Raw genomic sequence first — 25,956 nt, forward strand, 5'->3', positions numbered from 1 at the left:
AAATAAAGGACAGCATCCATGGACGCCTGGTGGCACGAAGTGTGGCAAACCCTGCAGGCCGAATTCGCCGACCTTGGCGACGCGAAACAGCTCACTCAAATCACTGTTCGCCTGCTGATCGCAGCGCTGTTGGGCGGCATCCTCGGGTTTGAGCGCGAGCACAAGGGCAAGGCTGCCGGTGTGCGCACCCATATGCTGGTGGCAATGGGCGCCGCATTGTTTGTGCTGGTACCGCAGATGTCTGGCAACCAGGCGGATGCCATGAGTCGTGTGGTCCAGGGGGTGATCGCGGGGATTGGTTTCCTCGGCGCAGGGACTATCCTCAAGGGCAAGGAAGATGAAGAGGGCCAGCACGTCAAAGGCCTGACCACCGCTGCCGGGTTATGGATGACCGCCGCCATTGGGGTGGCGGCGGGAATGGGCCGCGAGTCGACGGCGGTGTTGAGTACCTTGCTGGCCCTGGCGGTGTTCAGCGTGATGCCAAGGATCGTCAAGCTGTTGGACAAGGAGACCTGACTTAATAAGGGACCTTCATGTTGACGCTGTAGGTTTCAGGACCGTGTTGGCGTTCGGCGGGCACTCGTTCTGTGCGTAAAGAGTCGAGCCTGTGCATGTTCAACAGACTACCAAACCCAGTCAAGAACCCAGCCATACGTCCCATTGCTGAATGGTTCTTGCCAAGGGTCTCCACATCGTCTTTCGACTTATGATAAGCGTTCAGCAGATCTGCGGTGTCACTGCCAGAATATGCTTTCATCAAGTTTTCAAGCCCTTTCAACCTGAGCTCCTTGATCAGGGTTTCTTCCGCATCACGCCTGGCGGATTCCAGGTTGGTGCTGATCATGTCCGGATTTAACTGTTTACCGAGCGCTTCGAGGGTTTTGGCGTTCGCTTCAGCATTCTCACCGTGCAACATCAACCGGATGTTGTCTTCAGTTAACAGTCTGCGGACTTTGTCAAGCTGTGTGCGGGAATGAAAGGAGTTCGGGGCGTGCAGAATGCAGTGGATGTTGTGCTGGGATAACAGCGAGTTCAGCTCAGCCAGAGGCGTTGCATCGGTGTGCGCCGGAGTGACGGGGGTGGACGGTACGTAGTTCGGGGTCAGCTGAGGAGGGATGGTCGACATATATAACCTCACGAAGAATGGACTGAAACGCCTTATCCCAAAGGGTGGGGGGAGCATTTCGCGAGGTCAGTATATAAAGCTGGGCTTAAGCAATATTTTCTTAATAGCGAAGGAAATTTCGGTTTTTCATGAGGTCCGCTCGAAGGGCGATATCTTGTTTTCGAGCGAGCCTCCCGTCGCCGTCAGCTGGTTCTTACAATCACCGGTGGCATTGTCGTTGGTGGTTCTTCCACCGCTGGCGGTTGGGTTTCCGGCGGTTCCTTCTCGGGAATCGGCTCCGGCTCCGTGGGGGGCAAGGTCGGGTTGTCGATATTCGGGTCCGGGGTTTCAGCCGGGATAGGGATATTCATCGGTGTGGCCTCCTTTGTGCTTTGCTCCAGTGGTGGACATCCACCGGGGCCAATTGATTCCCCGCCCAATGGCGGAACATCCAGCTGAACTTTTAACCTTGGCCCAGGCTCGGACCTATAGCGGCCCTGCTCAGGGAGAGCGCTGCCGTATCGGAATTCGGATCAAGCAAAGAGCGTCCACAGGGCGTAAGGGGAAGATGCTCGATGACTGCTGAAACACTGGCTCCAGAAGACTCCATATTGCCGCTGTCCCAGGCGCTGTTGCTGCCCAGGATCGCGATCGAAAGCACTTCACCCGTGATCGACGGCGGCGAATTTGCCGTCAAGGCCGTGGTGGGCCAGCGGGTCAACGTCACCAGCAAGGTATTCGCCGATGGCCACGACAAGCTGGCCGTATTGATCCGTTGGCGCCCGCTGCATGACGAAAGCTGGCACAGCGTGGTCATGAACGACGTGGGCAACAATGGCTGGGAAGGGGCGTTTACCGTCACCGTCCAGGGCCCTCACGAATACTGCATCGAGGCCTGGATCGATACCTACGCCAGCTTCTGCTATGAACTGCGCAAAAAACATGAAGCCGGGGTGCCGGTCAGCCTGGAGTTGCAGGAAGGCCGCAGCCTGGTGCTGCAGGCCGCCGAACGCAGCGACAACGAACTGCGTGACCGCCTGATGCTGTTGCACCACGAACTCTCCGGTTTGCTGGAAACCGAGCAGGTCGCGCTGTTTTTGCACGAAGACAGTGCACACCTGATGACCCAGGCCGACCACCGCGCCTACTTGAGCATCAGCACCGTCTACCCGATTGATGTGGAGCGCGAGGCGGCGCAATTTGCCAGTTGGTACGAGCTGTTTCCCCGTTCGATCACCGACGATCCGGCCCGCCACGGTACGTTCAACGACGTGCACTCGCGCCTGTCGATGATCCATGACATGGGGTTCGACGTGCTGTACTTCCCGCCGATCCACCCGATCGGGCGCAGCCACCGCAAAGGCAAGAACAATTCCCTGACCGCAGGCCCCGATGATCCGGGCAGCCCCTATGCCATCGGCAGCGAGGACGGCGGCCACGAGGCCATCCACCCGCAGTTGGGCAGCCGCGAAGACTTCCGTCGCCTGGTCAAGGCCGCCGCCGAGCATGGCCTGGAGATCGCCCTGGATTTCGCCATCCAGTGCTCCCAGGACCACCCGTGGCTCAAAGAGCACCCGGGCTGGTTCAACTGGCGCCCGGACGGCACGATCAAATATGCCGAGAACCCGCCAAAGAAGTACCAGGACATCGTCAACGTCGACTTCTATGCCGCGGATGCGATCCCAGGCCTGTGGACTGAACTGCGCGACATCGTGGTGGGCTGGGTGGAAGAGGGCGTGAAGACCTTTCGCGTCGACAACCCCCACACCAAGCCGCTGCCCTTTTGGCAGTGGCTGATCGCCGATGTACGGGCAAAGCATCCCGAGGTGATCTTCCTCGCCGAAGCCTTCACCACCCCGGCGATGATGGCGCGCCTGGGCAAGGTCGGTTACTCCCAGAGCTACACCTACTTCACCTGGCGCAACACCAAGGCCGAACTGGCCGAATACCTGGCGCAATTGAACGAGTCGCCGTGGCGCGAATGCTACCGGCCGAATTTTTTCGTCAATACACCGGATATCAACCCAGGGTTCCTGCATGAATCCGGGCGCCCGGGCTTTTTGATCCGCGCCGCGCTGGCCACCATGGGCTCGGGCCTGTGGGGCATGTATTCGGGCTTTGAGCTATGTGAAGCGGCACCGGTGCCGGGCAAAGAGGAATACCTGGACTCGGAGAAATACGAGATTCGCCCTCGGGACTTCACCGCACCCGGCAATATCATCGCCGAGATCGCCCAGCTCAACCGCATCCGCCGCCAAAACCCGGCCTTGCAGACCCACCTGGGCCTGAAGCTCTACAACGCCTGGAACGACAATATCCTGTACTTCGGCAAGCGCAGCGAGGACGGCAGCAACTTCATCCTCGTAGCCGTCAACCTCGATCCGTTCAATGCCCAGGAGGCCCACTTTGAGTTGCCGTTGTGGGAATTGGGCCTGCCGGACGATGCGCAGACCCAGGGCGAAGACCTGATGAACGGCCACCGCTGGACCTGGTATGGCAAGACCCAGTGGACGCGGCTGGAGCCGCAGATGCCGTTCGGGATCTGGCGCATCAGCACCTCCTGAGCCTGGTGAAGAGCAACATGTGGGAGGGGGCAAGCCCCTCCCACATTGACCCGGTTCAGTCTGCACGATTTTTCGAGTATTTCAGGAGTTTCCAATGGCGAAGAAACCCAAGGCTGCCACCTTCATCAAAGACCCGCTCTGGTACAAGGACGCGGTGATCTACCAGGTTCACGTCAAATCCTATTTCGACTCCAACAACGACGGCATCGGTGATTTTCCCGGCCTGATCGCCAAGCTCGACTACATCGCCGACCTGGGTGTCAACACCATCTGGCTGCTGCCGTTCTACCCCTCGCCACGCCGCGATGACGGCTATGACATTGCCGAATACCGGGGCGTGCACAGCGACTACGGAACCATGGCCGATGCCCGGCGCTTTATCGCCGAAGCCCACAAACGCGGGTTGCGGGTCATCACTGAACTGGTGATCAACCATACCTCCGATCAGCACCCGTGGTTCCAGAGGGCGCGCAAGGCCAAGCCGGGCTCGGCGGCGCGGGACTTCTACGTGTGGTCCGATGACGACCAGAAATACGACGGCACCCGCATCATTTTCCTCGACACCGAAAAGTCCAACTGGACCTGGGACCCGGTCGCCGGCCAGTACTTCTGGCACCGTTTTTATTCCCACCAGCCGGACCTCAATTTCGACAACCCGCAGGTGATGAAAGCCGTGCTGTCGGTGATGCGCTACTGGCTGGACATGGGCATCGACGGCCTGCGCCTGGACGCCATCCCTTACCTGATCGAGCGCGATGGCACCAACAACGAAAACCTGCCGGAAACCCACGACGTCCTCAAGCAGATCCGCGCCGAGATCGACGCCCATTACCCCGACCGCATGCTGCTCGCCGAGGCCAACCAGTGGCCGGAAGACACGCAGCTGTATTTCGGCGACCGCAAGGGCGATGACGGTGATGAATGCCACATGGCGTTCCACTTCCCGCTGATGCCGCGCATGTACATGGCGCTGGCCCAGGAGGATCGCTTCCCGATCACCGATATCCTGCGCCAGACCCCGGAGATCCCCGCCAACTGCCAATGGGCGATCTTTCTGCGCAACCACGATGAACTGACCCTGGAAATGGTCACCGATAAAGAGCGCGACTACCTGTGGAACTACTACGCTGCTGACCGCCGCGCACGCATCAACCTGGGCATTCGCCGGCGCCTGGCGCCCTTGATGGAGCGCGACCGCCGCCGTGTGGAGTTGCTCAACAGCCTGCTGCTGTCGATGCCCGGCACGCCGACCCTGTATTACGGCGACGAAATCGGCATGGGCGACAATATCTACCTCGGCGACCGCGATGGCGTGCGCACGCCGATGCAATGGTCCATTGACCGCAACGGCGGTTTCTCCCGCGCCGACCCGGCCAGCCTGGTGCTGCCACCGATCATGGATCCGCAATACGGCTATCTGTCGGTCAACGTCGAAACCCAGGCCCAGGACCCGCACTCACTGTTGAACTGGACCCGCCGCATGCTGGCGGTGCGCAAGCAGTCCAAGGCGTTTGGGCGCGGCAGCCTGAAAATGCTCTCGCCAAGCAATCGCCGCATCCTGGCGTATACCCGCGAATTCACCGGCGAAGACGGGCGCAACGAAATCATCCTGTGTGTGGCCAACGTCTCGCGCAGCGCCCAGGCGGCCGAGCTGGACCTGTCGGCCTTTGCTGGCATGGTTCCGGTGGAGATGCTCGGCGGCAATGCGTTCCCGCCCATCGGCCAACTGAATTTCCTGCTGACCCTGGCGCCGTATGGCTTCTATTGGTTCGTGCTGGCGGCGGAAAACCAGATGCCCAGCTGGCACGTGGAGCCGGCGCAAAGCATGCCGGACTTCACCACCCTGGTATTGAAAAAACGCATGGAAGAGCTGCTCGACGAACCGTGTCGCACCGCCCTCGAACAGACCTCGCTGCCCGCCTGGCTGCCCAAGCGCCGTTGGTTTGCCGGCAAGGACACCGCCATCGACAGCGTGCGCATCGCCTACGGTGTGCGCTTTGGCGACCCCCAGCACCCGGTCTTGCTCAGCGAGCTTGAGGTGACCGCCGGTGGCCAGGTCAGCCGTTATCAGCTGCCGTTCGGTTTTCTTGGCGAAGACCAGTTCACCAGCGCCTTGCCGCAACAGTTGGCCCTGGCCCGGGTACGGCGGGTGCGTCAGGTCGGCCTGGTGACGGACGCCTTCAGCCTGGAGCACTTTATCCGCGCGGTGATCCAAGGCCTGCAGGCCGGTACCGTGTTAAACGGCAGCGACGGCGACCTGCGTTTTGAAGCCACGCCACACTTGGACACGCTGCAACTGACGGACGAGTCGCCGGTACGTTACTTGTCTGCCGAGCAGTCCAACAGCTCGGTGGTGGTGGGCGAGAGCCTGGTGCTCAAGCTGATCCGCAAAGTCAGCGCCGGGGTGCACCCGGAGCTGGAAATGAGCGCGTACCTGACGCAGGCGGGTTACCCGAATATCTCGCCGCTGATGGGTTCGGTGATTCGCCATGATGGCGCAGGCGAGGACAACCTGCTGATGATCGCCCAGGGCTACTTGAGCAACCAGGGTGACGCATGGAGCTGGACCCAGAACAACCTGGAACGTGCCATCCGCGATGAACTGGCCGAGGCCATCTCCGAACAGGAACAGCATTACAACGCATTGGGCGAGCTGGCGGACTTCGCCGGGCTGCTCGGCCAGCGCCTGGGTGAAATGCACGGGGTACTGGGTGCCAACACGACCAATAAGGACTTCAAGCCCGAACCGACCAGCGCCAAGGATACCCAAGCCTGGGCCAAGGACGTTGGGGCGCAGATCGACCGTGCATTGCAATTGCTCAAGCTGCATCAAAGCCAATTGAACCCTGCCGATCAGGCGCTGGTCAGTGAATTGCTGGCGCAGAAAAAAGCCATCGGCGCGCATGTCCAGGCGCTGGCGAAAGCCACCTTGGGCGGGCTGCGCATTCGGGTTCATGGTGACTTGCACCTGGGCCAGGTGCTGGTGGTGAAGGGCGATGCCTACCTGATCGACTTTGAAGGCGAACCGGCGCGGCCGCTGCATGAACGGCGCGGCAAGCACAGCCCGTATAAAGATGTGAGCGGCGTGTTGCGCTCCTTTGACTACGCGGCGGCCATGGCCTTGAACGTACAAGGGGTGGATCACTCGCCCGCAGCGGACCAGGCGCGCAGGCGCGTGACCGATCGCTACCTGAAAGAGGCCCGCCAGGCATTTATCCAGGCTTATCAGGCCGCTGCGTCTACACTGGCGCATGACTGGCAGGATGCCAAGGGCCAGGACGCCGCGCTGACGTTGTTCAGCCTGGAGAAGGCCGCGTATGAGGTAGCGTACGAAGCGGAAAACCGCCCGACCTGGTTGCCGGTGCCCCTGCGGGGCTTGCACGGGTTGTTGAGCGGGATTACATCTAAATCGAACACTGCACGCGGTGGGGAGACGTCATGAGCTTTACGAATAAAGAACCGCTGCAACCGAAGTTGACAGCCATGCCGGCGTCCAAGGACGTCGAAGCGCTGGTGCGCGCCGAGCACCACGACCCGTTTTCCATTCTCGGGCCACACGATGACGAGCAGGGCGGCCAATTTATCCGCGCGTTCCTGCCGGAGGCCTTGAGTGTCCAGGTGCTGAGCCGCGATGGCGGTGAACAGATCGGCAGCCTGGATGCGACCCAGGTGCCGGGCCTGTTCGTCGGGCAGTTCAACACCCGCCAGGCGTACTTGCTGAAAATCCAGTGGGCCGGTGGCGAGCAGATCACCGAAGACCCTTACAGCTTCCAGCAACTGTTGCTGGGGGAGATGGACCTGTACCTGTTCGCCGAAGGCAACCACCGTGACCTCAGCAGTTGCCTGGGGGCCCAGGTGACCAGCGTCGATGGCGTAGACGGCGTGCGTTTTGCCGTGTGGGCGCCGAATGCGCGGCGGGTCTCGGTGGTGGGGGACTTCAATATCTGGGACGGCCGCCGCCACCCGATGCGCCTGCGGCATCCGTCGGGCGTGTGGGAGATCTTCATTCCCCGCCTGCAACCTGGCGCCGCCTACAAGTACGAAATCCTCGGCGCCCACGGGATTCTGCCGCTCAAGGCCGACCCGATGGCGCTGGCGACCCAGTTGCCACCCGATACCGCCTCGAAAGTCGCCGCGCCGTTGCAGGTGGACTGGCAGGACCATGAGTGGATGCAAGCGCGGGTCGAGCGACAGAAGGCCACGGCGCCGCTGTCGATCTACGAGTTGCATGTGGGCTCCTGGCAGTGCGAGCTGGACGAGGCCGGCGAAGTAGCGCGCCAATACACCTGGCGCGAGCTGGCCGAGCGGTTGGTGCCGTATGTGCAGCAACTGGGCTTCACCCACGTCGAATTGATGCCGATCATGGAACACCCGTTCGGCGGTTCGTGGGGTTACCAGGCGCTTTCACAGTTCGCACCGACGGCGCGTTTTGGCTCGCCGGAGGACTTCGCCTATTTCATCAACGCGCTCCATCAGGCCGATATCGGCGTGATCCTCGACTGGGTGCCGGCGCATTTCCCCACCGACACCCACGGCCTGGCGCAATTCGACGGCACTGCGTTGTATGAATACGCCAACCCGCTGGAAGGCTTCCACCAGGACTGGGACACGCTGATCTACAACCTGGGCCGCACTGAGGTCCACGGCTTCATGCTGGCCTCGGCACTGCATTGGCTCAAACACTTCCACATTGACGGGCTGCGCGTGGACGCTGTGGCGTCAATGTTGTACCGCGACTATTCGCGCAAGGCCGGCGAATGGGTGCCCAACCGCCATGGCGGGCGCGAGAACCTGGAAGCCATCGACTTCCTGCGCCACTTGAACGACGTGGTGGCACTGGAAGCGCCCGGCGCCCTGGTGATCGCCGAAGAGTCCACCGCCTGGCCCGGCGTCAGCCAGCCCACCCAACAGGGCGGCCTGGGCTTCAACTACAAGTGGAACATGGGCTGGATGCACGATTCTTTGCATTACATCCAGCAGGATCCGGTCTATCGCGCCCATCACCATAACGAGCTGAGCTTCGGCCTGGTGTATGCGTGGTCCGAGCGCTTCATCCTGCCGATTTCCCACGATGAAGTGGTGCACGGCAAGCACTCGCTGATCGACAAGATGCCGGGCGACCGTTGGCAGAAGTTTGCCAACCTGCGCGCCTACCTGGCGTTCATGTGGATGCATCCGGGCAAGAAGCTGCTGTTCATGGGCTGCGAATTCGGCCAGTGGCGGGAGTGGAACCACGACCAGCAACTGGACTGGTACTTGCTGCAGTACGCCGAGCACAAAGGCGTGCAAAAGCTGGTGGGTGACTTGAACCGCCTGTATCGCGAAGAGCCGGCCCTGCACGAGCAGGATGATGCGCCTCAGGGGTTCCAGTGGCTGATCGGCGACGACGCGATCAACAGCGTCTACGCCTGGCTACGCTGGAGCAAGGACGGCAAGCCGGTGCTGGTGGTGGCCAATTTCACCCCGGTGCCCCGTGAGGCCTACAAGGTGGGCGTACCGTTCGGTGGGCGTTGGAGCGAGGTGATCAACAGTGACGCCGATACCTACGCGGGTTCCAATTACGGCAATGGCGGTGGCGTGTTCACCGAGGATGAGCCACGCCATGGGCAACCGGTGTCACTGTCGTTGAACCTGCCGCCGTTGGGGGTGCTGATTTTGCGGCCTGACGGGAGTTAAAGGCTCTACCCTGCTGGATTCAGTTGTCCACGCTGGTGGCAGGGTGCCACAATGGCGCCTTTGTCATGGCAGTCGAATCAGGCGAATTTCATGAATGGCCTTGGGCATGGGCGGGATCAGGATTGCTTTATAGAGGCACAGGTGCGAACCGACCGTTTGCACCAGTTGTTTCGCCAGTCATTTGCAGCCATTTTCGGCAGCTACATGGCAGCCGCCATGCTCTGCTGGCTGTGCTGGGAGCGCTTCGATCACACGTTCATGGTGGTGTGGCTGGTGGTGCTGGGCGCGTCGTCGCTGCTGCGGGTCAAGATGTTCCTGGACTGGTTCCGCTGCCCCAACAGCGAACGCACCCCGGATCGCTGGGAGCGCCGCTACTGGGTCACGCTGGTACTGTCCGCGAGCATTTGGGGGGCTGGGGCACTCGCGCTGATGCCCCCCGATGATCGGTTGTCCCAGGCGCTGGTGATGCTGTTCACCGTGGGGATGTCGGTCAGTGCCGTGTCGTGTTATTCGGCCTATCGCTATATGACCCTGGTGTCCATCGGTCTGGTGTTGCTGCCGTGCACCCTGTGGCTGTTGTTCCAGCCGACATCGATGCAAGTGGGTATCGGCATCGCGGTCCTGGTGTTTTCCACGTTTGTGGCCAGTGCCACGCGCAAGTTGTCCGATGCACTGGAGAAAGCCTTTCGCCTGACCCGGCAAATGGAACGGGCCCATAACATCTCGACCCGTGCTGCACAGACCGATGAACTGACCGGCCTGATGAACCGCCGGGCGTTTTTCGAACATGCGCAATTGCTGTATGCGCAATGCCGTCATAACCAGCAGCCGCTGTGCGTGCTGATGATGGACATGGACCACTTCAAGCAAATCAACGACACCTATGGGCACCAGGCCGGCGATCAGGTCTTGCGCCAGATTGGCGGGGTGATCAGTGCGTCGTTCCGCAAGGCCGATGTGTATGGTCGCTTGGGCGGCGAAGAGTTTGCCGTGTTGTTGCCCAATACGTCGTTGGACACCGCGCGCAATATTGCCGAGGATCTGATCAAGGCTATAGCCGGTTTGGCCGCCGAGCCGGTCAAGGGCTGTCAGCCAGCCTTGGGGTGGCGTTTACCCATGCCGTGGACGAGGACCTGCACGGCCTGATGAACAGCGCCGACAAAGCGCTGTACCGGGCCAAGGCATTGGGCCGCAACCAAGTGGCCGTGGCGGAGTAGGGCGCTGCTCAATCCTTGTGCATGGCCTTGATCAATACCCGCGAAACCTGCTCGGCAGAGTAAGGCTTGGGCAGGAACTCGAAGCCGTCATAGCCATTATCGGCCAGCTCTTCGCTGTAGCCCGAGGTCAGTATCACCGGCAGGTCCGCTCGACGCTGGCGCAGCAGCTTGGCCATGGCGACGCCGGTGATACCGGGCATGACCACGTCGGAGAAGATCACATCGAAGGCCCTCCCATCGTGCCCCGCAAGGGTCAGGGCCTGTTCGGCATCGGTCACCCAGCTGGCCTGGTAGCCCAGGTCTTGAAGAATCTGGCTGGCAAACCGCCCGATCTCCAGATTGTCCTCCACAATCAGCACCCGGCACTGTGATGTGTCGTGGGACGACGCCAGCGTTTCCTCGCAGGGGGGCGGCGCTGCTTCGGCTTCGACCTGGGGCAGATACAAGGTGAATACGCTGCCTTGGCCAGGCGTGCTGGTCACATCGATATTGCCCTCCGACTGCTTGGCGAAGCCGAAGACTTGCGACAGGCCCAGGCCGGTGCCTTTACCCACCGCCTTGGTGGTGAAGAACGGCTCGAAAATGCGTTCGACGGTGTCTTCGGGAATGCCGGGGCCGGTATCGGCGAGCGAAATGGCGACATACGCCTTACCCGACCCGGCGTCGCCGCGAATGTGGGGCAACGGCTGTGCCCCGAGGACCTTCAGGGTCAGGGTGCCCTGGCCCTCCATTGCGTCCCGTGCATTGAGGGCGATGTTGATCAGTGCGGTTTCAAACTGGCTGGCATCAATCCGCGCAAAACACGGCTGCGAAGGCATCTCGACACGTACATGAATACGCGCGCCTGTGACGCTCTCCAGCATCTCGCCGATGTTCTGTACGCGCTGGCCCACGTCGAAGACTTCCGGGTTCAGCGGTTGGCGGCGGGCAAAGGCGAGCAATTGGCTGGTCAACTTGCTCGCCCGCTCTACGGTATCCGCCACTGCGCCCATATAGCGCTGGCGACGCTGTTCCGGCAGGTCTGGCTGACGCAGGAAGTCCACCGATGAGCGAATGATGGTCAGCAGGTTGTTGAAGTCATGGGCCACGCCGCCGGTGAGTTGGCCGATGGCTTCGAGTTTCTGCGACTGGCGCAGCGCGGCTTCGGCCTTGGCCAGCGCCAGGGTGCGTTCTTCGACGCGCTGTTCGAGAGTGGTGTTCAGTTCGGCATAGGCCGCCAGGCCCTTGCGCACATCGGCATCGGCACGCACGCGTTCGATATGCGCCCAGGAGCGCTCGGTGACTTCCCGCAACAGGGCCAGGTCGTAGGGTGACCAGGCGCGTGGGTTTTTGTCATGGACGGCCATCAGGGCGGTCAGGCGACCGTTCTTGATCAGCGGCATGCAGATCGTCGCCGTCACCCCAAGGGCCTGGAAGGTGGCGGACTCTGCGGGTGGCAACTCGCGCAGATTGTCGTGGATCACCAGGGGCTCGCCGGCGCGCAGGCATTTGACGGCCATCTCGCCGAACGCCGCCAGGCTGTAGCGGCCGATGATGCTGGGCGAGCCGGGCGCGGTCCAATTGTCACGAATGGTAAAGCCGTCTTCATCGGCGTCCATGTCGGCGTAGGCGCAATTGCTCACCTGCAGGTGCTCGGCCAGCAAGCGGGTGGTGCTGGTCATGATGGCTTCGGCATCGACGGCGTTGACCACCGCGTTGCCGATGGCGTCCAGCACCGCCAGGCGGCGTGCCAGGAACACCGTGGCGGTGGTCTCGGTGACGGTGTCGAGCATGCCGACCACCTTGCCTTGGGGATCGCGGATCGGGCTGTAGCAGAAGGTGAAGTACGCCTGCTCCCGCCTCGGGCCGCGTTCAATCACCAGGGGAAAGTTTTCGATATAGGTGGCGTGGCCCTCGAAGGCGGCGTTGGCGATGGGGCTGACGTCATCCCACACCTCGGCCCACACTTCGTTGAACGGGCGCCCCAACGCGTAGGGCTTGCTGCCCAGGATCGGGATAAACGCATCGTTGTAGAGCGTGATCAGCTGCGGGCCCCAGACAATCGCCTGGGGAAAGCTGGAGGCGAAGCACAGCGCCACGGTGGTCTTTAACACGTCCGGCCACTGTTCCAGCGGTCCTAGGGGCGTATTGGCCCAATCATGCTGACGTACTTGCTCAGCCATGTCGCTGCTGCTTTGCAGCCAATTCATCATTGGGAGAACACCTTGTATTCCGGAATCTTCAACGCGCCCGCAAGGATGTGGCGTAAAGCTACAGACCTGTCTGGTCGCTGCCAGTTCAGCACGATTATCCGCTAGATGGCATTTTGATGCTGTATTCGTTTGAAAGAGCGAAGGCCGGGGGGCGGGCGATTGCCCAACCCTTACTGCGTGCCGAATAAAGCGGTCCAGTAGATGCCCGCGTCACTCTTCGGGTCCATGGCATAGGCCGAGCCCAATTCGCGAAACTGCGGGTTCATCAGGTTGGCGCAATGACCTGGGCTGGCGAGCCAGCCGTCGACCACCTTGCGCGGGGTGTCCAGGCCGGCGGCGATGTTTTCGCCGATGTTCTTCGCGATATACCCGGCCAGTTCCGCGCGGTCGCCAGGCGTGCGGCCGTCGTGGTCCAGGTGGTCGAAGAAATTGCCGTTGGCCATGTTGCGCGTGTGGCTGTTGGCGGCCCCGGCCAGCGCCTCGTTCCACGACAATGGCGTGGTCGCGGTAAACGCCTGGGTACCGCACTGGCGCGGTTGCGTGCGGGCGGCATTGATCAGGTCGAGCAGCTTGCGGCCTTCGGTTTGCCAATCGCCCAGGCCGCTGGACAGCAACGGGCGGGCCAGCACGATGCGCCAGTCCTGGCCGCTGTTGCTCACGCCGATGTCGACGAATTGCGGGTCCAGCACCACCCGGCAGAAACTCTCGCGCACGGCTTTCATGGCTGCCTGGGCGTCCTTGGGCCCGGACAGGCTGATCGCCTGCACATTGACCATCGGGTACGCGGCACGGGCCAGGGCCTGCTGCAGGTCGCCGACGTTATTGGCCGGCAGCACCAGCCGTGTATCGTTGGCCAACGGTGGCAGTTCCTGGGAACCCTGGTCGCCGCAGCGCTGCACCTGGCTGCGGTACTCGTTGATCTGTTGCACCAACTGACTTTCTTCATTCGCCATCGCGCTGGCGCAGAACACCGTACTGGCGGCCAGCGTCGTAAGACCCATCATCAATGACAGAACGCGCATGGACGTTACCCTTGAGCTTGAAAGTGCCCATGATGCGCGATGTAACCCCGTCTGGCGCAACGCCTTTTTTGTTTTTTTGCCTCAACGGGTATTCTGTGGGGCATTCACGGCGCGGATGCGGCCCGTTGCCATCGCGGTGGCCAGCAGGATCAAGCCCACGGCGACGGTGAAAGTCGCATGCAGGCCGCTGGTCACGGATTGCGCGTTGGCGCGGGTGACATCCGGGGTCGCCCAGGCGAACACCGCCCCCAGGGCCGAGGTACCGAAGATCAGCCCGATATTGCGTGACAGGTTGAGCAAGCCTGCGACCGTACCTCGGCGCGCACCGTCTACATCGCACATCACCGCAGTGTTGTTGGCGGCCTGGAACAGACTATAGCCCGTCGTCAGAATCACCAGCCCCCCAAGGTAGGCGATCAATCCCGAGGCCAACGACAACAGTAATGCGCCGCAAAACAGGATGCCCAACCCGGCGAAAGTCATAAGGCGCCAGCCCTGGCGGTCGGTGAGGCGCCCCGCCGGTACACCGCTGAGCGCCGCGACACAGGGCCCGACGGCCATGGCCAGGCCCATCCATTGCGGGTCCAGCCCCAGCCCCTTGGACAGGTAGAAAGGGCCGACCACAAAGGTTGCCATGATCACCGCCGCTACTAACGCACTCATCGCGAGACTCGTGCGCAAGGGTGCTTCCTTCAACGGTGACCAGACGCTGGAAGGTGAGCCTGCTTGGCGTCGATCAACCGGCAAGTAGCGCCACGCGAGGCTGGCCGTGAGTAATCCCAAGGGCATGCCCACCAGAAACAGCGCGCGCCACCCCCATACACTGAGCAATAACCCGCCAGCGGCGGGGCCCATGGCGGTACCGACGGCTGACATCGTGCCCAGCAGGCCCATCACCCGGCCGATGCGTTCCTTGGGCACCGTGTCGCCGACCATCCCCAGCGCCATGGCCATCATGCTCGCCGCGCCCAAGCCCTGCAGGAGGCGTGCGGCAATCAGCCAGCCCAGCGAGGGCGCGCCCGCACACAGCCCACTGCCCAGCGCAAACAACAGCAGCCCGGCGAGCAACAGCCGGCGACGGCCCAGGCGATCGCCCATTCGGCCGGCCATGACAATCACCGCCGTGATCGCCATCAGGTAGGCCAGCACCACCCACTGCACGGCATGAAACGACGCATCGAATGCCTGTACCAGGCTGGGCAGGCCGACATTGGCGATGCTGGTGCCGAGGGCGGCGAGCAACATGGACAGCGACAGGCTGGCAAGGCCGCCGCGTGAAGACGTATTCATGGAAGATTCCTTGGGTGGACGCAACTGTCACAAATCTACGGCCTGGCCTAACATGGCGGAAGACGCAGGGTTTGCAGTTAATACCTGCGTCAAACGCCTGCTAAGGAGCGCCCATGCCCGACTTTAATCTGCTGATTACCCTGGATGTCTTGCTGGCCGAAGGCAGTGTCGCCCGAGCGGCCAAACGCTTGCAGTTGAGCCCCTCGGCCATGAGCCGGGCGCTGGCGCGCTTGCGCGAGACTACCGGCGATCCGCTGTTGGTCCGCGCCGGGCGCGGGCTGGTGCCGACGCCGCGGGCGCAGGCATTGCGTGAGCAGGTCAGCCGCCTGGTGCAGGACGCCCATGCGGTGCTGCGCCCGGCACACGCCCTGGACCTGGCCCAGGTGGAGCGCACGTTCACCTTGCGCACCAGTGAAGAGTTCGTCGAAAACTTCGGTCCCGTGTTGCTGGCGCGCATCGCACGGGAGGCGCCCGGTGTACGCCTGCGTTTCGTCAGCAAGACCGACAAGGACAGCACGTTACTGCGCCAAGGCAGCGTCGACCTGGAAACCGGCGTGGTCGACCCTGACGCCAGCCCCGAAGTGCTGACCCAGGCGCTGTTTCGCGACCGTTTGATTGGCGTGGTGCGCAGCGGCCATCCCCTGAGCCAGGGCGACATCAGTGCCGAGCGGTTTGCCCAGGGGCGCCACGTCTACGTCTCGCGGCGCGGGCAGGAGCGCGGCCAGATCGACGATGGGCTTGAAGCCCTGGGCTTGACGCGGCAGATCGGCACCATCGTCGCCGGGTTCGCCACGGCCATCGCCCTGGCCCGCGACACCGACCTGATTGCCTGCGTGCCCGAACGCTACACCGCCCATCAGCGCGAAGGCCTGTACAGCTTTGCGTTGCCGTTGACGCTGGCACCGTTCACCGTGGCGATGCTCTGGCATCCGCGGCTGGATGCCGACCTGGCCCACCGCTGGTTGCGCGGGTGCGTGCGTGAGGTGTGCGGACACTGAACGGCCTGCAACAGGTACAATCGCCGCTGCCTTGACGCGAAACCCCAGGAATCTGCATGTTCAGCCTTACCCGCTACACCACACCGTGCCCCGAGCCCATCAATGCCCAGATCCTGCAGATGGTGGTGGACAACCTCACCGACATCAGCAGCGTCGCACTGCCGCCGAGCAACCTGCTCTACAACATCTACCAATATGCCATCGGCTTTGAGGTGCACCTGTACCTGGAGGCATTGGGCGGGTCGAAGGGGATTGCCGTTGAGTTGATCGTGGCGATGCTCGAGGAGCAGGTGATTGGCTTTTGCCTGTACCTGCCGGTGAAAGATGATCCTGAAGCCTGTGGCATCGCCTTTATGGCGGTACAGGCCGGTTTCCGGCGTCAGGGTGTGGCGCGCGGGATGATGGCGGACGTGGTGGCGCGCTATCCCCATGCCGAGTTGGCATGTGCCGTGGAGAAGGTAGCGGCCTTCGAGGCCATGGGTTTTCAAGTGCGGGGTGCGCGGGGCACCCAGGTGTTGATGAATACCCGGGCCTACGGCACCGATGGCTTGATGGGCGTGTTGGATGTGGCGGCAATCTACAGTTCGCTGGAGGTACGCCAGATCCATACCTACCTGCTGCAAAAACACGGCAAGCGGGCGATGGTGGATGCCGAGAAACAGCGGGACCGGCACCTCGATCAACTGGCACGCAAGGTCCAGCTGTTTGTGGCAGGGCGTTAGCCTGGCCTGCTTGGCTTTTTTGTAGTGCTTCTGTAGTGAGCGGGCTTGCCCCGCGCTGGGCTGCGAAGCGGCCCCAGAAACAGCCCCTGAGCTGCCTGGCACACTGCAGTGCTCTTATTGGGGCTGCTTCGCAGCCCAGCGCGGGGCAAGCCCGCTCACCACAACAAGCCCGCTCACCACAGAAGCTTCTTCAGTCTTCAACGCTGTGCGCGATTGACCATCGCCAGGATGGTTGCCAGTAGTTCCTGTTGCGCTTCTTCCCGGCTGATCTCGCCGCTCGCCGCAGCATCGGACAACGCTTCCGCCGCCCCCAGCATCGCCCGTAATCCTGGCTGTGAAACCTGGCCAAAGGGCGCCAGCGCGGCGCGGCATTTGTCGAGAAAAATCGCCTCATACTTACGCTTGAGCGCTTCCAGCTCCGGCGAGCTGCTCAGTGCGGCAATCACCCCCGGAATTTCCCGGCCCTGCAATAACACGCAATCGACATAGCACGAGGCGATCACCCAGGCACGTTCTTCCAAGGTCGCGCTGCTGGCGTCGAGGGCTTCGGCAAACACCTGGGTCTGACGCGCGTCAAAGTCTTCATACAGCGCGGCGAGCAGCCCGGCACGGGTGACGAAGTGGTCGTAGACCACCGGTTTGGTGACGCCGGCCAGTTCCGCCAGGCGGCCCAGGGTCATGGCTTCGGTGCCTTCCTCGCGCACCAGTTGCCAGGCCACCTCCAGTAATTGACGCAGGCGATCTTCACGGGACAGGCGACGACGTGGGGCAGGGGATTCAGGGCTTGACATGCTTATATACCAAAAGTAACTTGTTGGTGTTAACTTACCAAAAGTAGATTAAACCCAAAGGGAGTCAAAGTCATGCACGCACTCATCGTCGTTGCCCATCACGACCCACAATCCCTCACCCACGCCGTGGCCGCGCAGGTGGCTGCCGGGCTGACTGCTGAGGGCCACACCTTCGAAATCGCCGACCTCGCCGCCGAAGGCTTCGACCCGCGCTACACCGCCGCCGACCACCTCGTACACCACACCCGCGCCACGCCCCCGGCCGACGTGCTGGCGGAACAGGCACGCATCGACCGCGCCGATGCCCTGGTGCTGGCGTTCCCGATCTACTGGTGGTCGCTGCCGGGCCTGCTCAAGGGCTGGGTCGACCGCGTGTTCGTCAACGGCTGGGCGATCGATTACGGCCCGGACATGCCCGTGGTGAAAAAACTGCGGCACTTGCACGTGCACCTGTTGGCCCTGGGGGCGGCCGATGAAAGCGCGTTTGACCGACACGGCTACGCCAAGGCGATGCACACGCAGATCGACTACGGGATTTTTGATTACTGTGGAGCGAAAGTGGTGACGTCGGCGTTGTTGCTGGAGTCGGAAGATGGCGCGGCGACCGCGCATCTGCAAACAGCCAGGGCGGTAGGGCAGAAACTGTTCGAGGCCGAGACGGTCGCCGGTTGATTCAACCTTCGCGAAACAGGTCGTGGGCGTCCAGCAGGCGGTAGGCAATTTCCGGATTTTTCTCCAGGCCCCGGCGAATCGCCGCCGGGATCGCTTGCCGGGTCTTGCGGCACATGCCTGGCAGCTCGTCGATGACGATCTGGATGCCGCGCATGCTCTTGACCTCGTTGTGCCCCGGCGCGATATGCACGCGGATGCCCAATAGCTCGTGCATCCGCTGTTGCATGCGCTCCAGGTCTTGCAGGCTTTGCAGGTTTTCCAGGCGCTCGACCAGGCGTTTCTCTTCCTGCCGCGTCAGGCTGAGGATACGCAGGTCCGCGCCGGGGGCTTCCAGCAGTTGTTCACGCTCGCAGACACAGGCACCGGGTGGGCAGGGTTGGCGAATGGTCATGATCCTTACCTCCCCATTCCGACGCCGTTGAGTCAGTCGCTCAACGCGACCCCAAGGCTGCCCAGGGCCTTCCAGTACCCAGGATAGGTCTTGGCCACGCAGTCCGGGTCCTGAATGCGGATTCCCGCGATTTTCAACCCCGCGAGTGCAAAGCACATGGCGATGCGGTGGTCGGCATGGGTGTCGATCAGGGCGTTGCACGACGTGCCGGCCAGCGCCGGGTCGGCCGCGACCAGCAGGTCATCGCCTTCAATGCTGGCGAGGCCCGGACGGATCGCATTGAGGCCGTCATGCAGGGCCTGTACGCGATCGCATTCCTTGACCCGCAGGTTGGCCAGCTCAGTGAAACGCACCGGGGTGTTGTTGAAGGCAGCCAGGACCGCCAGGGTCGGGATCGCGTCCTGCATCTGCGAACCGACCACGATGGCCTGCATATTCGGGAACTGCGCGATCACGGCCTGGGCCTTGGCGTCTGGTTGGGTGAAGGCCTGGGCGGCCACGCCGATGTCGATGCGGCCACCGGTCAACACTTCGGCAGCCCACAAGTAGGTGGCGGCGGAAGCGTCGGGTTCGATCAGGTAATCATGGGCGGTGTAGCCGGTGGGGGCCACGCGCCAGGTGGTGTCGTCGATCACATCGACCTGGGCGCCGAAGGCCCGCATGCAGTCCAGGGTCAGGTCCACGTAGCCACGGGCACCGATGTTCTTGCCGGTCAGTGCCACTTCAATCGGCGCTTCGCCGCACGCGGCCAGCATCAACAGGGCCGATACATACTGGCTGGACAAGCCGCCGTCGATCTCGAAGCGCTTGGCCTGGACCGTGCCCACGCCGTGCACCGTCACCGGCGGGCAACCGGTCGGGCTGTCGACCTGGATACCGTTCCGGCCGAGGGTGGCCAGCAGCGGGCCGATCGGACGTTTCTGCATATACGCGTCGCCGTCCAGTACCACCGTGCCTTGCACGGTAGCCACGGCGGCCGTCAGGAAGCGCATCGCGGTGCCGGCATTGCCGAGGAACAACGGCTGCGCCGGCAATTGCAGCTTGCCGGTGCCGGTGACCACGAAGGTGGTGTCGTCCGGCTCGTCGATGGTCACGCCCATCTGGCGCAGGGCCACCGACATATGCCGGGTGTCGTCGCTCTTCAAGGCGCCGCTCAGGCGGCTGGTGCCCTTGGCCAGCGCCGCCAGCAGCAGGGCGCGGTTGGTAATGGATTTGGAGCCGGGGGGCGCGACCTTGCCATTCAGGGGGAAGTTGGGCGGTGTAACGGTCACGGTTTTCTGCGAACTCAAGGTGCAAGGCTCCTGATCAAGGCAAGGTGGTACGGAGTGGCCGACGGGCGGACCCGAATAATCGGCCAAAGATGCGGTGCTTGTCGAGGTCTAGCGCTTGCTCAACCAGTAATCGTGCAGTGCCCGTGCCGCCGGTTCGATAGCGCTGACCCGTTGCTGATGCAGCTCCACATCCAGGTCGGCGGGCAACTCGAAGTTGTCCTGCTCGGCGCACCAGGAGATTTTATCCAGGTTCGCTGCCTGCTCCGCGGGCAACTCAGGCCAATTGCCGATAGCGGCGCCACGGATATAACCAAAGCACCATTCTTCGGCGAGGGTCACGACTTGGTCCTGGTGTTCGGTTTCATCGAAGCGCGCCTTGAAGCCCTCGGCGTCAGTCGCCAGTTGTCCGGCCAGGGTGTTGATATGACGCACGCACAGGTCAAGGAACTGCTGGGCCTCTTCGGCGTTTTCCCACTCCGGGTTCTGCCCGCCCCAGATCGCCGGGAACCACTCGGCGATGTCCACCTGTGCCGGGCTGGACACCAGCGCGGTGAAGTAGCCGTCGAGTTCGGCCAGGTTCAGCACCGAATGGTCGTCGCCGTATTTCAACAGGGTTTCTTCGATGAATTCGAAATCGGCGGGGGCGAGGGGTTGGGCGTGCATGGGCATATCCTTTAAACGTCGAACGCCGCTGATGGGGCGGCTCAAAGCGCGAAGGATGGCGTGTGCCGGGGCTTTTATCCAGCGTCTTTTCCATCGCCGTTGCCAGTCCCGCTTTTGGCCGATGCGCCGTCACGTACCCTTGTTATAGTTCAGGCCTTATCACTCGCCAGCCAGGGATCACTGCCATGTCCGAATATCAAGCTTTCGTCGTCGAACTCAGCGGCAACGTAGCCCATGTGCAGATCAACCGCCCGGAAAAGATCAACGCGATGAACGCCGCGTTCTGGACCGAGATCATCGACATCTTCCAATGGATCGAAGACACCGACGCCGTACGCGCCGTGGTGCTCAGCGGTGCCGGCAAGCATTTTTCCTCCGGCATCGACCTGATGATGCTGGCCTCGGTGGCCAATGACTTCGGCAAGGATGTGGGCCGCAATGCACGCCTGCTGCGGCGCAAGATCCTCGAACTGCAAGCCTCGTTCAGCGCCGTCGACAACTGCCGCAAACCGGTACTGGCGGCGATCCAGGGTTACTGCATCGGTGGCGCCATCGATCTGATCAGCGCCTGCGACATGCGCTACGCGGCTGAAAACGCGCAATTCTCGATCAAGGAAATCGACATCGGCATGGCCGCCGACGTCGGCACCCTGCAACGCCTGCCACGCATCATCGGCGACGGCATGCTGCGTGAGCTGGCCTACACCGGCCGCCCGTTCGGTGCCGAGGAGGCGCGCAGCATCGGCCTGGTCAATCGCGTGTATGCCGACCAGGAAAGCCTGTTGGCCGGCGTGTTCGAGATCGCCCATGAAATCGCGGCCAAATCGCCGATTGCGGTCACTGGCACCAAAGCCATGATCAGCTACATGCGTGACCATACGGTCAATGACGGTCTGGAATACGTTGCCACCTGGAACTCGGCTATGTTGCAATCCAACGACCTGCGCGTGGCCATCGCGGCCCATATGAGCAAGCAGAAACCCGAATTCGTGGATTGACTGACATGACCCCAGGCTGGATTACCACAACGCTGCTGGACAACGACGCCCCCGGCGGCTGGGCCGTCGCCCGCAGCCGCGACGGCTTTTTGCATGACGCCAACGGCCCGCTGTTCCCTCGGGAATGGCTCAAGCGCCAGGAGCTTTCGGTGTTTGCCGAACATGGCATCGGCCACCTCGACGGTGAGCCGGTGTATCTGCTGGAACTCGACTCGGCGGGCGAAGTGCCTGGTTGCAGCTGGCAGGGCCTGCGCGGCTTCATGCTGCAAGGTGATCACACCCTCTACAAAGTGCTGGGCTACGCCGCGCAGATCGGCACCTGGGCGCGGGAGCATCGGTTCTGCGGCAGTTGCGGCCAGGCCATGGTCCAGGTGCCACGGGAACGGGCGATGTATTGCCAGGCCTGCGACCTGCGCAGCTACCCGCGGATTTCGCCGAGCATGATCGTGCTGGTGACCCGTGGCGACGAGATCCTGCTGGCGCGCTCGCCGCGGTTTGTCACCGGGGTCTACAGCACCTTGGCGGGCTTTGCCGAGCCGGGGGAGTCGGCCGAAGACTGCCTGATCCGCGAGGTGCGTGAAGAAGTGCAGGTGGAGGTCAGGAACATCCAGTACATGGGCAGCCAGTGCTGGCCGTTCCCCCATTCGATGATGCTGGGCTTCCATGCCGAGTACGCCGGTGGCGACATCGTGCCCCAGGCCGACGAGATCGAGGACGCGCAGTGGTTCAGCATCCACGACCTGCCGCCGTTGCCGGCGTCACGCTCGATTGCGCGTTACCTGATCGACCTCTACCTGGCCCGTCGCCTAGGCCACGCTGAACCAGTGCTGCCAGGCTAGGCGCACGGTCAGGCCGAGAACCACGGTGATAAACACCGGGCGAATGAATTTGGCGCCGCCGCTGATCGCGCTGCGCGCGCCAAAGAACGCGCCACACATCACCGACACGCCCATCGCCAGGCCGACAATCCAATCCACCGAGCCGTTGAAGATAAACACCGACAGCGCCGCCGCGTTGCTGACGAAGTTCATGCTGCGCGCCACGCCGCTGGCCTTCACCAGGTCGATGGGGTGCAACAGCATGGTGCTCACGGTCCAGAATGCACCGGTACCGGGGCCGGCCACGCCGTCGTAGAAGCCCAGGCCGAAACCCTGGGTGCCTTGCCATTTCTTCTTGATCGGCGCGTCGGCGTCCAGTGGCGCCTTGGGCGTGCCACCAAACAGCAAATACACGCCGCAAGCGAATACGATCACCGGCAGCATTTTGTTCAGGGTTTCGGCGGGCAGGTAGTGGGCAACCACCGCACCGGCCAGCGCACCGATCAACGTGCCGATGATCGCATGCACCCACTGACGCGGGTGGAACAGCTTGCGACGGTAGAAGGTGAAGCTGGCCGTGGCCGAACCGAAGGTGGAGCTGAGCTTGTTGGTACCCAGTACCAGGTGGGGCGGCATCCCGGCGGTGAGCAGCGCCGGGGTGGTAAGCAGGCCGCCGCCACCGGCGATGGCGTCGATAAAGCCGGCGATAAAGGCCACGACGGCGAGAATGGCGAGGGTGGTGAGGTCTACGCTGAGTTCGAAGGGCATTGGGCAGGGCTTATGGTTGGCAGTGCGCAGCAAAACGCTGTGCGAAGGGCTGCCATCTTACCTGCCTGATGTACGCAGAACCAAATGTGGGAGGGGGCTTGTTTCCGTGGCGGCCTTCGGGCCGACCATGTCGTTGGTTTTGACCGAGTACATATCCGTTGCTGCGGTAACGGCCACTTATGGTTTCGCTTTTACAGCGACTCACTTTTGGAGGGACCCAAAAGTAAGCAAAAGGTCCTCGCCCCAACACTCGGCACCTCGCCTAGGCTCGGTGTGCCCTCACTCCGGCTTTGGAGCGTGGGCCGCCGCGATGGGCCATCCTTGGCCCAGCGCGGCTAACCCGGCGTCCTGCCGGGTTACCCACGCTCCAAAGCCTGCGTTCGGCCAGCGTGTTTGACGGGGCGATCCCAGATCAAAAACAAAGCGAGGCGGCCTTAAAGCCGACCTGATCTTTGACGCGTACGCGGTGTGGCTTCTACTTCCTTAACCGCTGACGAAGTCAGCAATCTTTTGATCTGCTCTGGCTCTGGCTTTTGATCTTGATCTCAGGCGCCCCGTTAACCACGCTGGCCGAACGCAGGCTTGAATCCGTGGGTAACCCGGCAGGACGCCGGGTTAGCCGTCCTGGGCCAAGGATGGCCCATGACGGCGGCCCACGGATTCAAGCCTTCGTTCGGGCATACCGAGCCTAGGCGAGGTACCGAGTGGTGGGGCGAAGCGTTTTTGGTTACTTTTGGCGCTTTTCCAAAAGTGACACGCCGTAAGGGCGTAACCATAAGTGGCCGTTACCGCAGCAACGGATATGTACTCATTCCACGCCAACATCCTGGTCGGCTGTCAGGCCGCCATCGGGAGCAAGCCCCCTCCCACATTTTGCCCACGGTCTGTCAGTTGCCTATTTGTGAGTCCCCATCCACTCCAGCGCCGTGCGCCACACACAAATCCCGAGGAAATACGCCGACATCACCGACCACAACCCAAACGTCCACGGGTTGGTGTTGGGATAATCCACCACCATCAAAAAGCTGCAGAGCAACCAGATGGTGGTCACTGCGATATTGATCGGCATGAAGCGCTTGACCCGGAACGGGTGCAGGAACTTCATCGGCGTCACGGTCAGCAGGGCCAGGCCGATCACGGTCAGCAAGGTGACCCAGGCGTCCGGCTGGATGATGTATACGCACAAGGCCACCACGTTCCAGGCGGCGGGGAAGCCGACGAAGTAGTTGTCTTTGCTCTTCATGTTCACGTTGCAGAAGCAGAACAGCGATGACACCAGGATCACCGACACGGTGAACAGGTGGGTAAAGTCCGGCAGGTCGATATAGCGGTAGATAAACAGTGCCGGAATAAACACATAGGTGAGGTAATCGATCACCAGGTCCAGTACCGAGCCGTCAAAGCTGGGCAATACCGTGCTGACATTCACCCGTCGCGCCAGGGAACCATCCACGCCGTCTACCACCAGGGCCAGGCCCAGCCAGAGCAAGCAGGCCTTGGGTGAGTTTTCCAGCAGCGCCAGGGTGGCCAGGAAGGCCAATACCACACCGGTGGCGGTAAAGCCGTGGGCGCCCCAGGCTTTGATTCTGGCTACATGCAGGGTCGATATCACGGGCGGTTCTCCAAAAGGTGAAACGGGGCAGCCGACAACGTGACGCTGTCGAGTCTGGCCGGGGAATGCAGGTATCGACCGGGAAGGGGGTCATAAGGTTCACCGCCCGGCGCATCACATAGCGTAGCAAGCGTAGGACGTTTCGGCATCAGCCTTGGCGAAACACCAGTGCCTTCAGTCCGCTTTGCGCGTCGATATCCGGAAATTCCGGCGGGTTTTGCAGCCGTTCAATAAAGCGCAGGCCCGGTGCTTCGCGGGTGACGCCGTCGATCAGGAAGTCTTCGCCGAAGGCCGGGTCGTTCATGCACGCCAGGACAGTGCCCTGGGCCGTGAGCAAATCCGGCAGGCGACGCAGTACGCGCTGGTAGTCCTTGGTCAGCAGGAAGCTGCCTTTCTGGAAGGACGGTGGGTCGATGATCACCAGGTCGTAGGGGCCGCTGTGGGTGACCTTGGCCCAGGATTTGAACAGGTCGTGGCCGAGGAAGGTGACCTTGCTCAGGTCATGACCGTTCAGGCGGTGGTTATCGCGGCCGCGGCTCAGGGCGCCACGGGCCATGTCCAGGTTCACCACGTGGCTGGCGCCGCCCTCGATGGCCGCGACCGAGAAGCCGCAGGTGTAGGCAAACAGGTTGAGCACGCGCTGGCCCTTGGCCTGTTCGCGCACCCAGTTGCGGCCGTAGCGCATGTCGAGGAACAGCCCGCTGTTCTGCTTTTTGCCCAGGTCGATCAGGTAACGCAGGCCGCCTTCGGTGATGGTCAGCTCGTCGATGGCTGCGCCCACCAGCCATTCCGTGGTGCTTTGCGGCAGGTAGCGGTGTTGCAGCGCCACACTGTGGGCGCCGGATCGGGCCCAGTCGAAGTCGATCAACAGCTGTTTCAACCCCTCCAGATGGGGCGCTTCGGGCTCTTTGAACAGCGCGACCAGCACCATGCCTTGCAGCCAGTCCACGGTCAATTGCTCCAGGCCCGGCCAGCAGCGGCCACGGCCATGGAACAGGCGCCGGGTTTCAGCCGGCGGGCTGGCCAGGGCGGTGAGCAGGTGGGCGTGCAGGGTAGCGAGTGCGTCTGGGTTCATCGTTGAGCGTCGGTCATTGAGCGGGCGGCATTTTAAACACACTGGTGAGGTTTCGGGTTGTTTGAGCACAACGTGCTGGGAAAAAGCCCATGGGCAGTGATTCATGCTCAA

Annotated in this window: 21 protein-coding genes and 1 pseudogene; 10 read left to right on the plus strand and 12 right to left on the minus strand. The window is 62.3% G+C overall.

Annotated elements, in window-relative coordinates; all coding sequences use genetic code 11:
• Positions 1-18 precede the first annotated feature (18 nt).
• A complete protein-coding gene (locus BLW22_RS12240; protein ID WP_065927841.1) occupies positions 19-516 on the plus strand; it encodes an MgtC/SapB family protein in 498 nt (165 codons plus the stop codon).
• A 1-nt stretch (position 517) separates the two neighbouring features.
• On the opposite strand, the gene BLW22_RS12245 is transcribed toward BLW22_RS12240, so the two are convergent.
• Together BLW22_RS12245 and BLW22_RS34985 are read right to left on the minus strand one after the other, a co-directional pair.
• Positions 518-1,126, minus strand: coding sequence for a hypothetical protein (locus tag BLW22_RS12245; protein ID WP_065927840.1), 609 nt, complete (start codon positions 1,124-1,126; stop codon positions 518-520).
• Positions 1,127-1,308: 182 nt separating this feature from the next.
• The gene (locus tag BLW22_RS34985; RefSeq protein ID WP_162844262.1) at positions 1,309-1,476 is read right to left on the minus strand and encodes a hypothetical protein; all 168 of its coding nucleotides are present in this window, start codon (positions 1,474-1,476) and stop codon (positions 1,309-1,311) included.
• 204 nt (positions 1,477-1,680) lie between these two features.
• Between BLW22_RS34985 and BLW22_RS12250 the strand changes: the two genes are divergently transcribed.
• The 4 genes and pseudogenes from BLW22_RS12250 to BLW22_RS12265 all read left to right on the plus strand — a co-directional run bounded on the left by BLW22_RS12250 (position 1,681) and on the right by BLW22_RS12265 (position 10,562).
• Positions 1,681-3,669 (plus strand): alpha-1,4-glucan--maltose-1-phosphate maltosyltransferase, encoded by a 1,989-nt coding sequence (locus BLW22_RS12250; RefSeq protein WP_065948635.1) that lies wholly within the window; start codon positions 1,681-1,683, stop codon positions 3,667-3,669.
• Positions 3,670-3,763: 94 nt separating this feature from the next.
• Positions 3,764-7,111 (plus strand): maltose alpha-D-glucosyltransferase, encoded by a 3,348-nt coding sequence (treS, locus tag BLW22_RS12255; protein ID WP_065948634.1) that lies wholly within the window; start codon positions 3,764-3,766, stop codon positions 7,109-7,111.
• The gene (gene glgB, locus BLW22_RS12260; protein WP_065927837.1) at positions 7,108-9,345 is read left to right on the plus strand and encodes a 1,4-alpha-glucan branching protein GlgB; all 2,238 of its coding nucleotides are present in this window, start codon (positions 7,108-7,110) and stop codon (positions 9,343-9,345) included. Before treS ends, glgB begins: the two co-directional genes overlap by 4 nt.
• Before the next feature lie 51 nt (positions 9,346-9,396).
• Positions 9,397-10,562, plus strand: a pseudogene (locus BLW22_RS12265) (GGDEF domain-containing protein).
• An 8-nt stretch (positions 10,563-10,570) separates the two neighbouring features.
• On the opposite strand, the gene BLW22_RS12270 reads toward BLW22_RS12265, so the two are convergent.
• From BLW22_RS12270 to BLW22_RS12280, 3 genes are all read right to left on the minus strand, one after another.
• Positions 10,571-12,754, minus strand: coding sequence for a GAF domain-containing protein (locus BLW22_RS12270; protein ID WP_065948631.1), 2,184 nt, complete (start codon positions 12,752-12,754; stop codon positions 10,571-10,573).
• 170 nt (positions 12,755-12,924) lie between these two features.
• A complete protein-coding gene (locus BLW22_RS12275; protein ID WP_065927834.1) occupies positions 12,925-13,776 on the minus strand; it encodes a CAP domain-containing protein in 852 nt (283 codons plus the stop codon).
• A gap of 81 nt (positions 13,777-13,857) precedes the next feature.
• Positions 13,858-15,066: an MFS transporter gene (locus BLW22_RS12280; protein WP_074846482.1), complete on the minus strand. Its 1,209-nt coding sequence runs from the start codon at positions 15,064-15,066 to the stop codon at positions 13,858-13,860.
• Positions 15,067-15,179: 113 nt separating this feature from the next.
• On the opposite strand from BLW22_RS12280, the gene BLW22_RS12285 reads away from it, so the two are divergent.
• Complete coding sequence (locus BLW22_RS12285; RefSeq protein WP_065927832.1) at positions 15,180-16,064, plus strand: LysR family transcriptional regulator; 885 nt, start codon at positions 15,180-15,182, stop codon at positions 16,062-16,064.
• Positions 16,065-16,120: 56 nt separating this feature from the next.
• Positions 16,121-16,786 (plus strand): GNAT family N-acetyltransferase, encoded by a 666-nt coding sequence (locus BLW22_RS12290; RefSeq protein WP_065927831.1) that lies wholly within the window; start codon positions 16,121-16,123, stop codon positions 16,784-16,786.
• 197 nt (positions 16,787-16,983) lie between these two features.
• Here the strand turns inward: BLW22_RS12290 and BLW22_RS12295 are convergent, their stop codons facing one another.
• Entirely contained in the window at positions 16,984-17,577 is a 594-nt protein-coding gene (locus tag BLW22_RS12295) for a TetR/AcrR family transcriptional regulator (protein ID WP_074846485.1), read from the minus strand.
• Between the two features lie 72 nt (positions 17,578-17,649).
• On the opposite strand from BLW22_RS12295, the gene BLW22_RS12300 reads away from it, so the two are divergent.
• Complete coding sequence (locus tag BLW22_RS12300; protein ID WP_074846488.1) at positions 17,650-18,249, plus strand: NAD(P)H-dependent oxidoreductase; 600 nt, start codon at positions 17,650-17,652, stop codon at positions 18,247-18,249.
• Between the two features lies 1 nt (position 18,250).
• On the opposite strand, the gene BLW22_RS12305 is transcribed toward BLW22_RS12300, so the two are convergent.
• The 3 genes from BLW22_RS12305 to BLW22_RS12315 form a co-directional block, all read right to left on the minus strand.
• Positions 18,251-18,640 carry a hypothetical protein gene (locus BLW22_RS12305; RefSeq protein WP_074846491.1) on the minus strand — a complete coding sequence of 130 codons (390 nt, stop codon included), beginning with the start codon at positions 18,638-18,640 and terminating at the stop codon, positions 18,251-18,253.
• 32 nt (positions 18,641-18,672) lie between these two features.
• Positions 18,673-19,929, minus strand: coding sequence for a 3-phosphoshikimate 1-carboxyvinyltransferase (aroA, locus tag BLW22_RS12310; RefSeq protein WP_074846494.1), 1,257 nt, complete (start codon positions 19,927-19,929; stop codon positions 18,673-18,675).
• A 90-nt stretch (positions 19,930-20,019) separates the two neighbouring features.
• On the minus strand, positions 20,020-20,574 hold the full coding sequence (locus tag BLW22_RS12315; protein WP_074846497.1) for a UPF0149 family protein: 555 nt from the start codon (positions 20,572-20,574) through the stop codon (positions 20,020-20,022).
• 185 nt (positions 20,575-20,759) lie between these two features.
• On the opposite strand from BLW22_RS12315, the gene BLW22_RS12320 reads away from it, so the two are divergent.
• A complete protein-coding gene (locus BLW22_RS12320) occupies positions 20,760-21,572 on the plus strand; it encodes a crotonase/enoyl-CoA hydratase family protein (protein WP_074846500.1) in 813 nt (270 codons plus the stop codon).
• A 5-nt stretch (positions 21,573-21,577) separates the two neighbouring features.
• On the plus strand, positions 21,578-22,411 hold the full coding sequence (nudC, locus tag BLW22_RS12325; RefSeq protein ID WP_065927825.1) for an NAD(+) diphosphatase: 834 nt from the start codon (positions 21,578-21,580) through the stop codon (positions 22,409-22,411).
• Here nudC and BLW22_RS12330 read toward each other — a convergent pair.
• The 3 genes from BLW22_RS12330 to BLW22_RS12340 form a co-directional block, all read right to left on the minus strand.
• Positions 22,379-23,158, minus strand: coding sequence for a TSUP family transporter (locus BLW22_RS12330; RefSeq protein ID WP_065927824.1), 780 nt, complete (start codon positions 23,156-23,158; stop codon positions 22,379-22,381). The genes nudC and BLW22_RS12330 overlap by 33 nt on opposite strands.
• An 895-nt stretch (positions 23,159-24,053) precedes the next feature.
• Positions 24,054-24,770, minus strand: coding sequence for a phosphatidylcholine synthase (gene pcsA / locus BLW22_RS12335; protein WP_027606368.1), 717 nt, complete (start codon positions 24,768-24,770; stop codon positions 24,054-24,056).
• A gap of 148 nt (positions 24,771-24,918) precedes the next feature.
• Positions 24,919-25,845, minus strand: coding sequence for a class I SAM-dependent methyltransferase (locus tag BLW22_RS12340; protein ID WP_074846504.1), 927 nt, complete (start codon positions 25,843-25,845; stop codon positions 24,919-24,921).
• Between the last annotated feature and the right edge of the window lie 111 nt (positions 25,846-25,956).

The organism is Pseudomonas marginalis, from assembly GCF_900105325.1.
Lineage (GTDB): Bacteria > Pseudomonadota > Gammaproteobacteria > Pseudomonadales > Pseudomonadaceae > Aquipseudomonas > Aquipseudomonas marginalis.

Coding starts and splice junctions, on each gene's coding strand:
- BLW22_RS12300 (WP_074846488.1), top strand. CDS start 17,650: ATGCACGCACTCATCGTCGTTGCCCATCACGACCCACAATCCCTCACC.
- BLW22_RS12245 (WP_065927840.1), bottom strand. CDS start 1,126: ATGTCGACCATCCCTCCTCAGCTGACCCCGAACTACGTACCGTCCACC.
- BLW22_RS12315 (WP_074846497.1), bottom strand. CDS start 20,574: ATGCACGCCCAACCCCTCGCCCCCGCCGATTTCGAATTCATCGAAGAA.
- BLW22_RS12290 (WP_065927831.1), top strand. CDS start 16,121: ATGTTCAGCCTTACCCGCTACACCACACCGTGCCCCGAGCCCATCAAT.
- nudC (WP_065927825.1), top strand. CDS start 21,578: ATGACCCCAGGCTGGATTACCACAACGCTGCTGGACAACGACGCCCCC.
- BLW22_RS12270 (WP_065948631.1), bottom strand. CDS start 12,754: ATGATGAATTGGCTGCAAAGCAGCAGCGACATGGCTGAGCAAGTACGT.
- BLW22_RS12280 (WP_074846482.1), bottom strand. CDS start 15,066: ATGAATACGTCTTCACGCGGCGGCCTTGCCAGCCTGTCGCTGTCCATG.
- BLW22_RS12340 (WP_074846504.1), bottom strand. CDS start 25,845: ATGAACCCAGACGCACTCGCTACCCTGCACGCCCACCTGCTCACCGCC.
- BLW22_RS12320 (WP_074846500.1), top strand. CDS start 20,760: ATGTCCGAATATCAAGCTTTCGTCGTCGAACTCAGCGGCAACGTAGCC.
- BLW22_RS12285 (WP_065927832.1), top strand. CDS start 15,180: ATGCCCGACTTTAATCTGCTGATTACCCTGGATGTCTTGCTGGCCGAA.
- BLW22_RS12240 (WP_065927841.1), top strand. CDS start 19: ATGGACGCCTGGTGGCACGAAGTGTGGCAAACCCTGCAGGCCGAATTC.
- glgB (WP_065927837.1), top strand. CDS start 7,108: ATGAGCTTTACGAATAAAGAACCGCTGCAACCGAAGTTGACAGCCATG.
- BLW22_RS12250 (WP_065948635.1), top strand. CDS start 1,681: ATGACTGCTGAAACACTGGCTCCAGAAGACTCCATATTGCCGCTGTCC.
- BLW22_RS12275 (WP_065927834.1), bottom strand. CDS start 13,776: ATGCGCGTTCTGTCATTGATGATGGGTCTTACGACGCTGGCCGCCAGT.
- BLW22_RS12330 (WP_065927824.1), bottom strand. CDS start 23,158: ATGCCCTTCGAACTCAGCGTAGACCTCACCACCCTCGCCATTCTCGCC.
- treS (WP_065948634.1), top strand. CDS start 3,764: ATGGCGAAGAAACCCAAGGCTGCCACCTTCATCAAAGACCCGCTCTGG.
- BLW22_RS12295 (WP_074846485.1), bottom strand. CDS start 17,577: ATGTCAAGCCCTGAATCCCCTGCCCCACGTCGTCGCCTGTCCCGTGAA.
- BLW22_RS34985 (WP_162844262.1), bottom strand. CDS start 1,476: ATGAATATCCCTATCCCGGCTGAAACCCCGGACCCGAATATCGACAAC.
- BLW22_RS12305 (WP_074846491.1), bottom strand. CDS start 18,640: ATGACCATTCGCCAACCCTGCCCACCCGGTGCCTGTGTCTGCGAGCGT.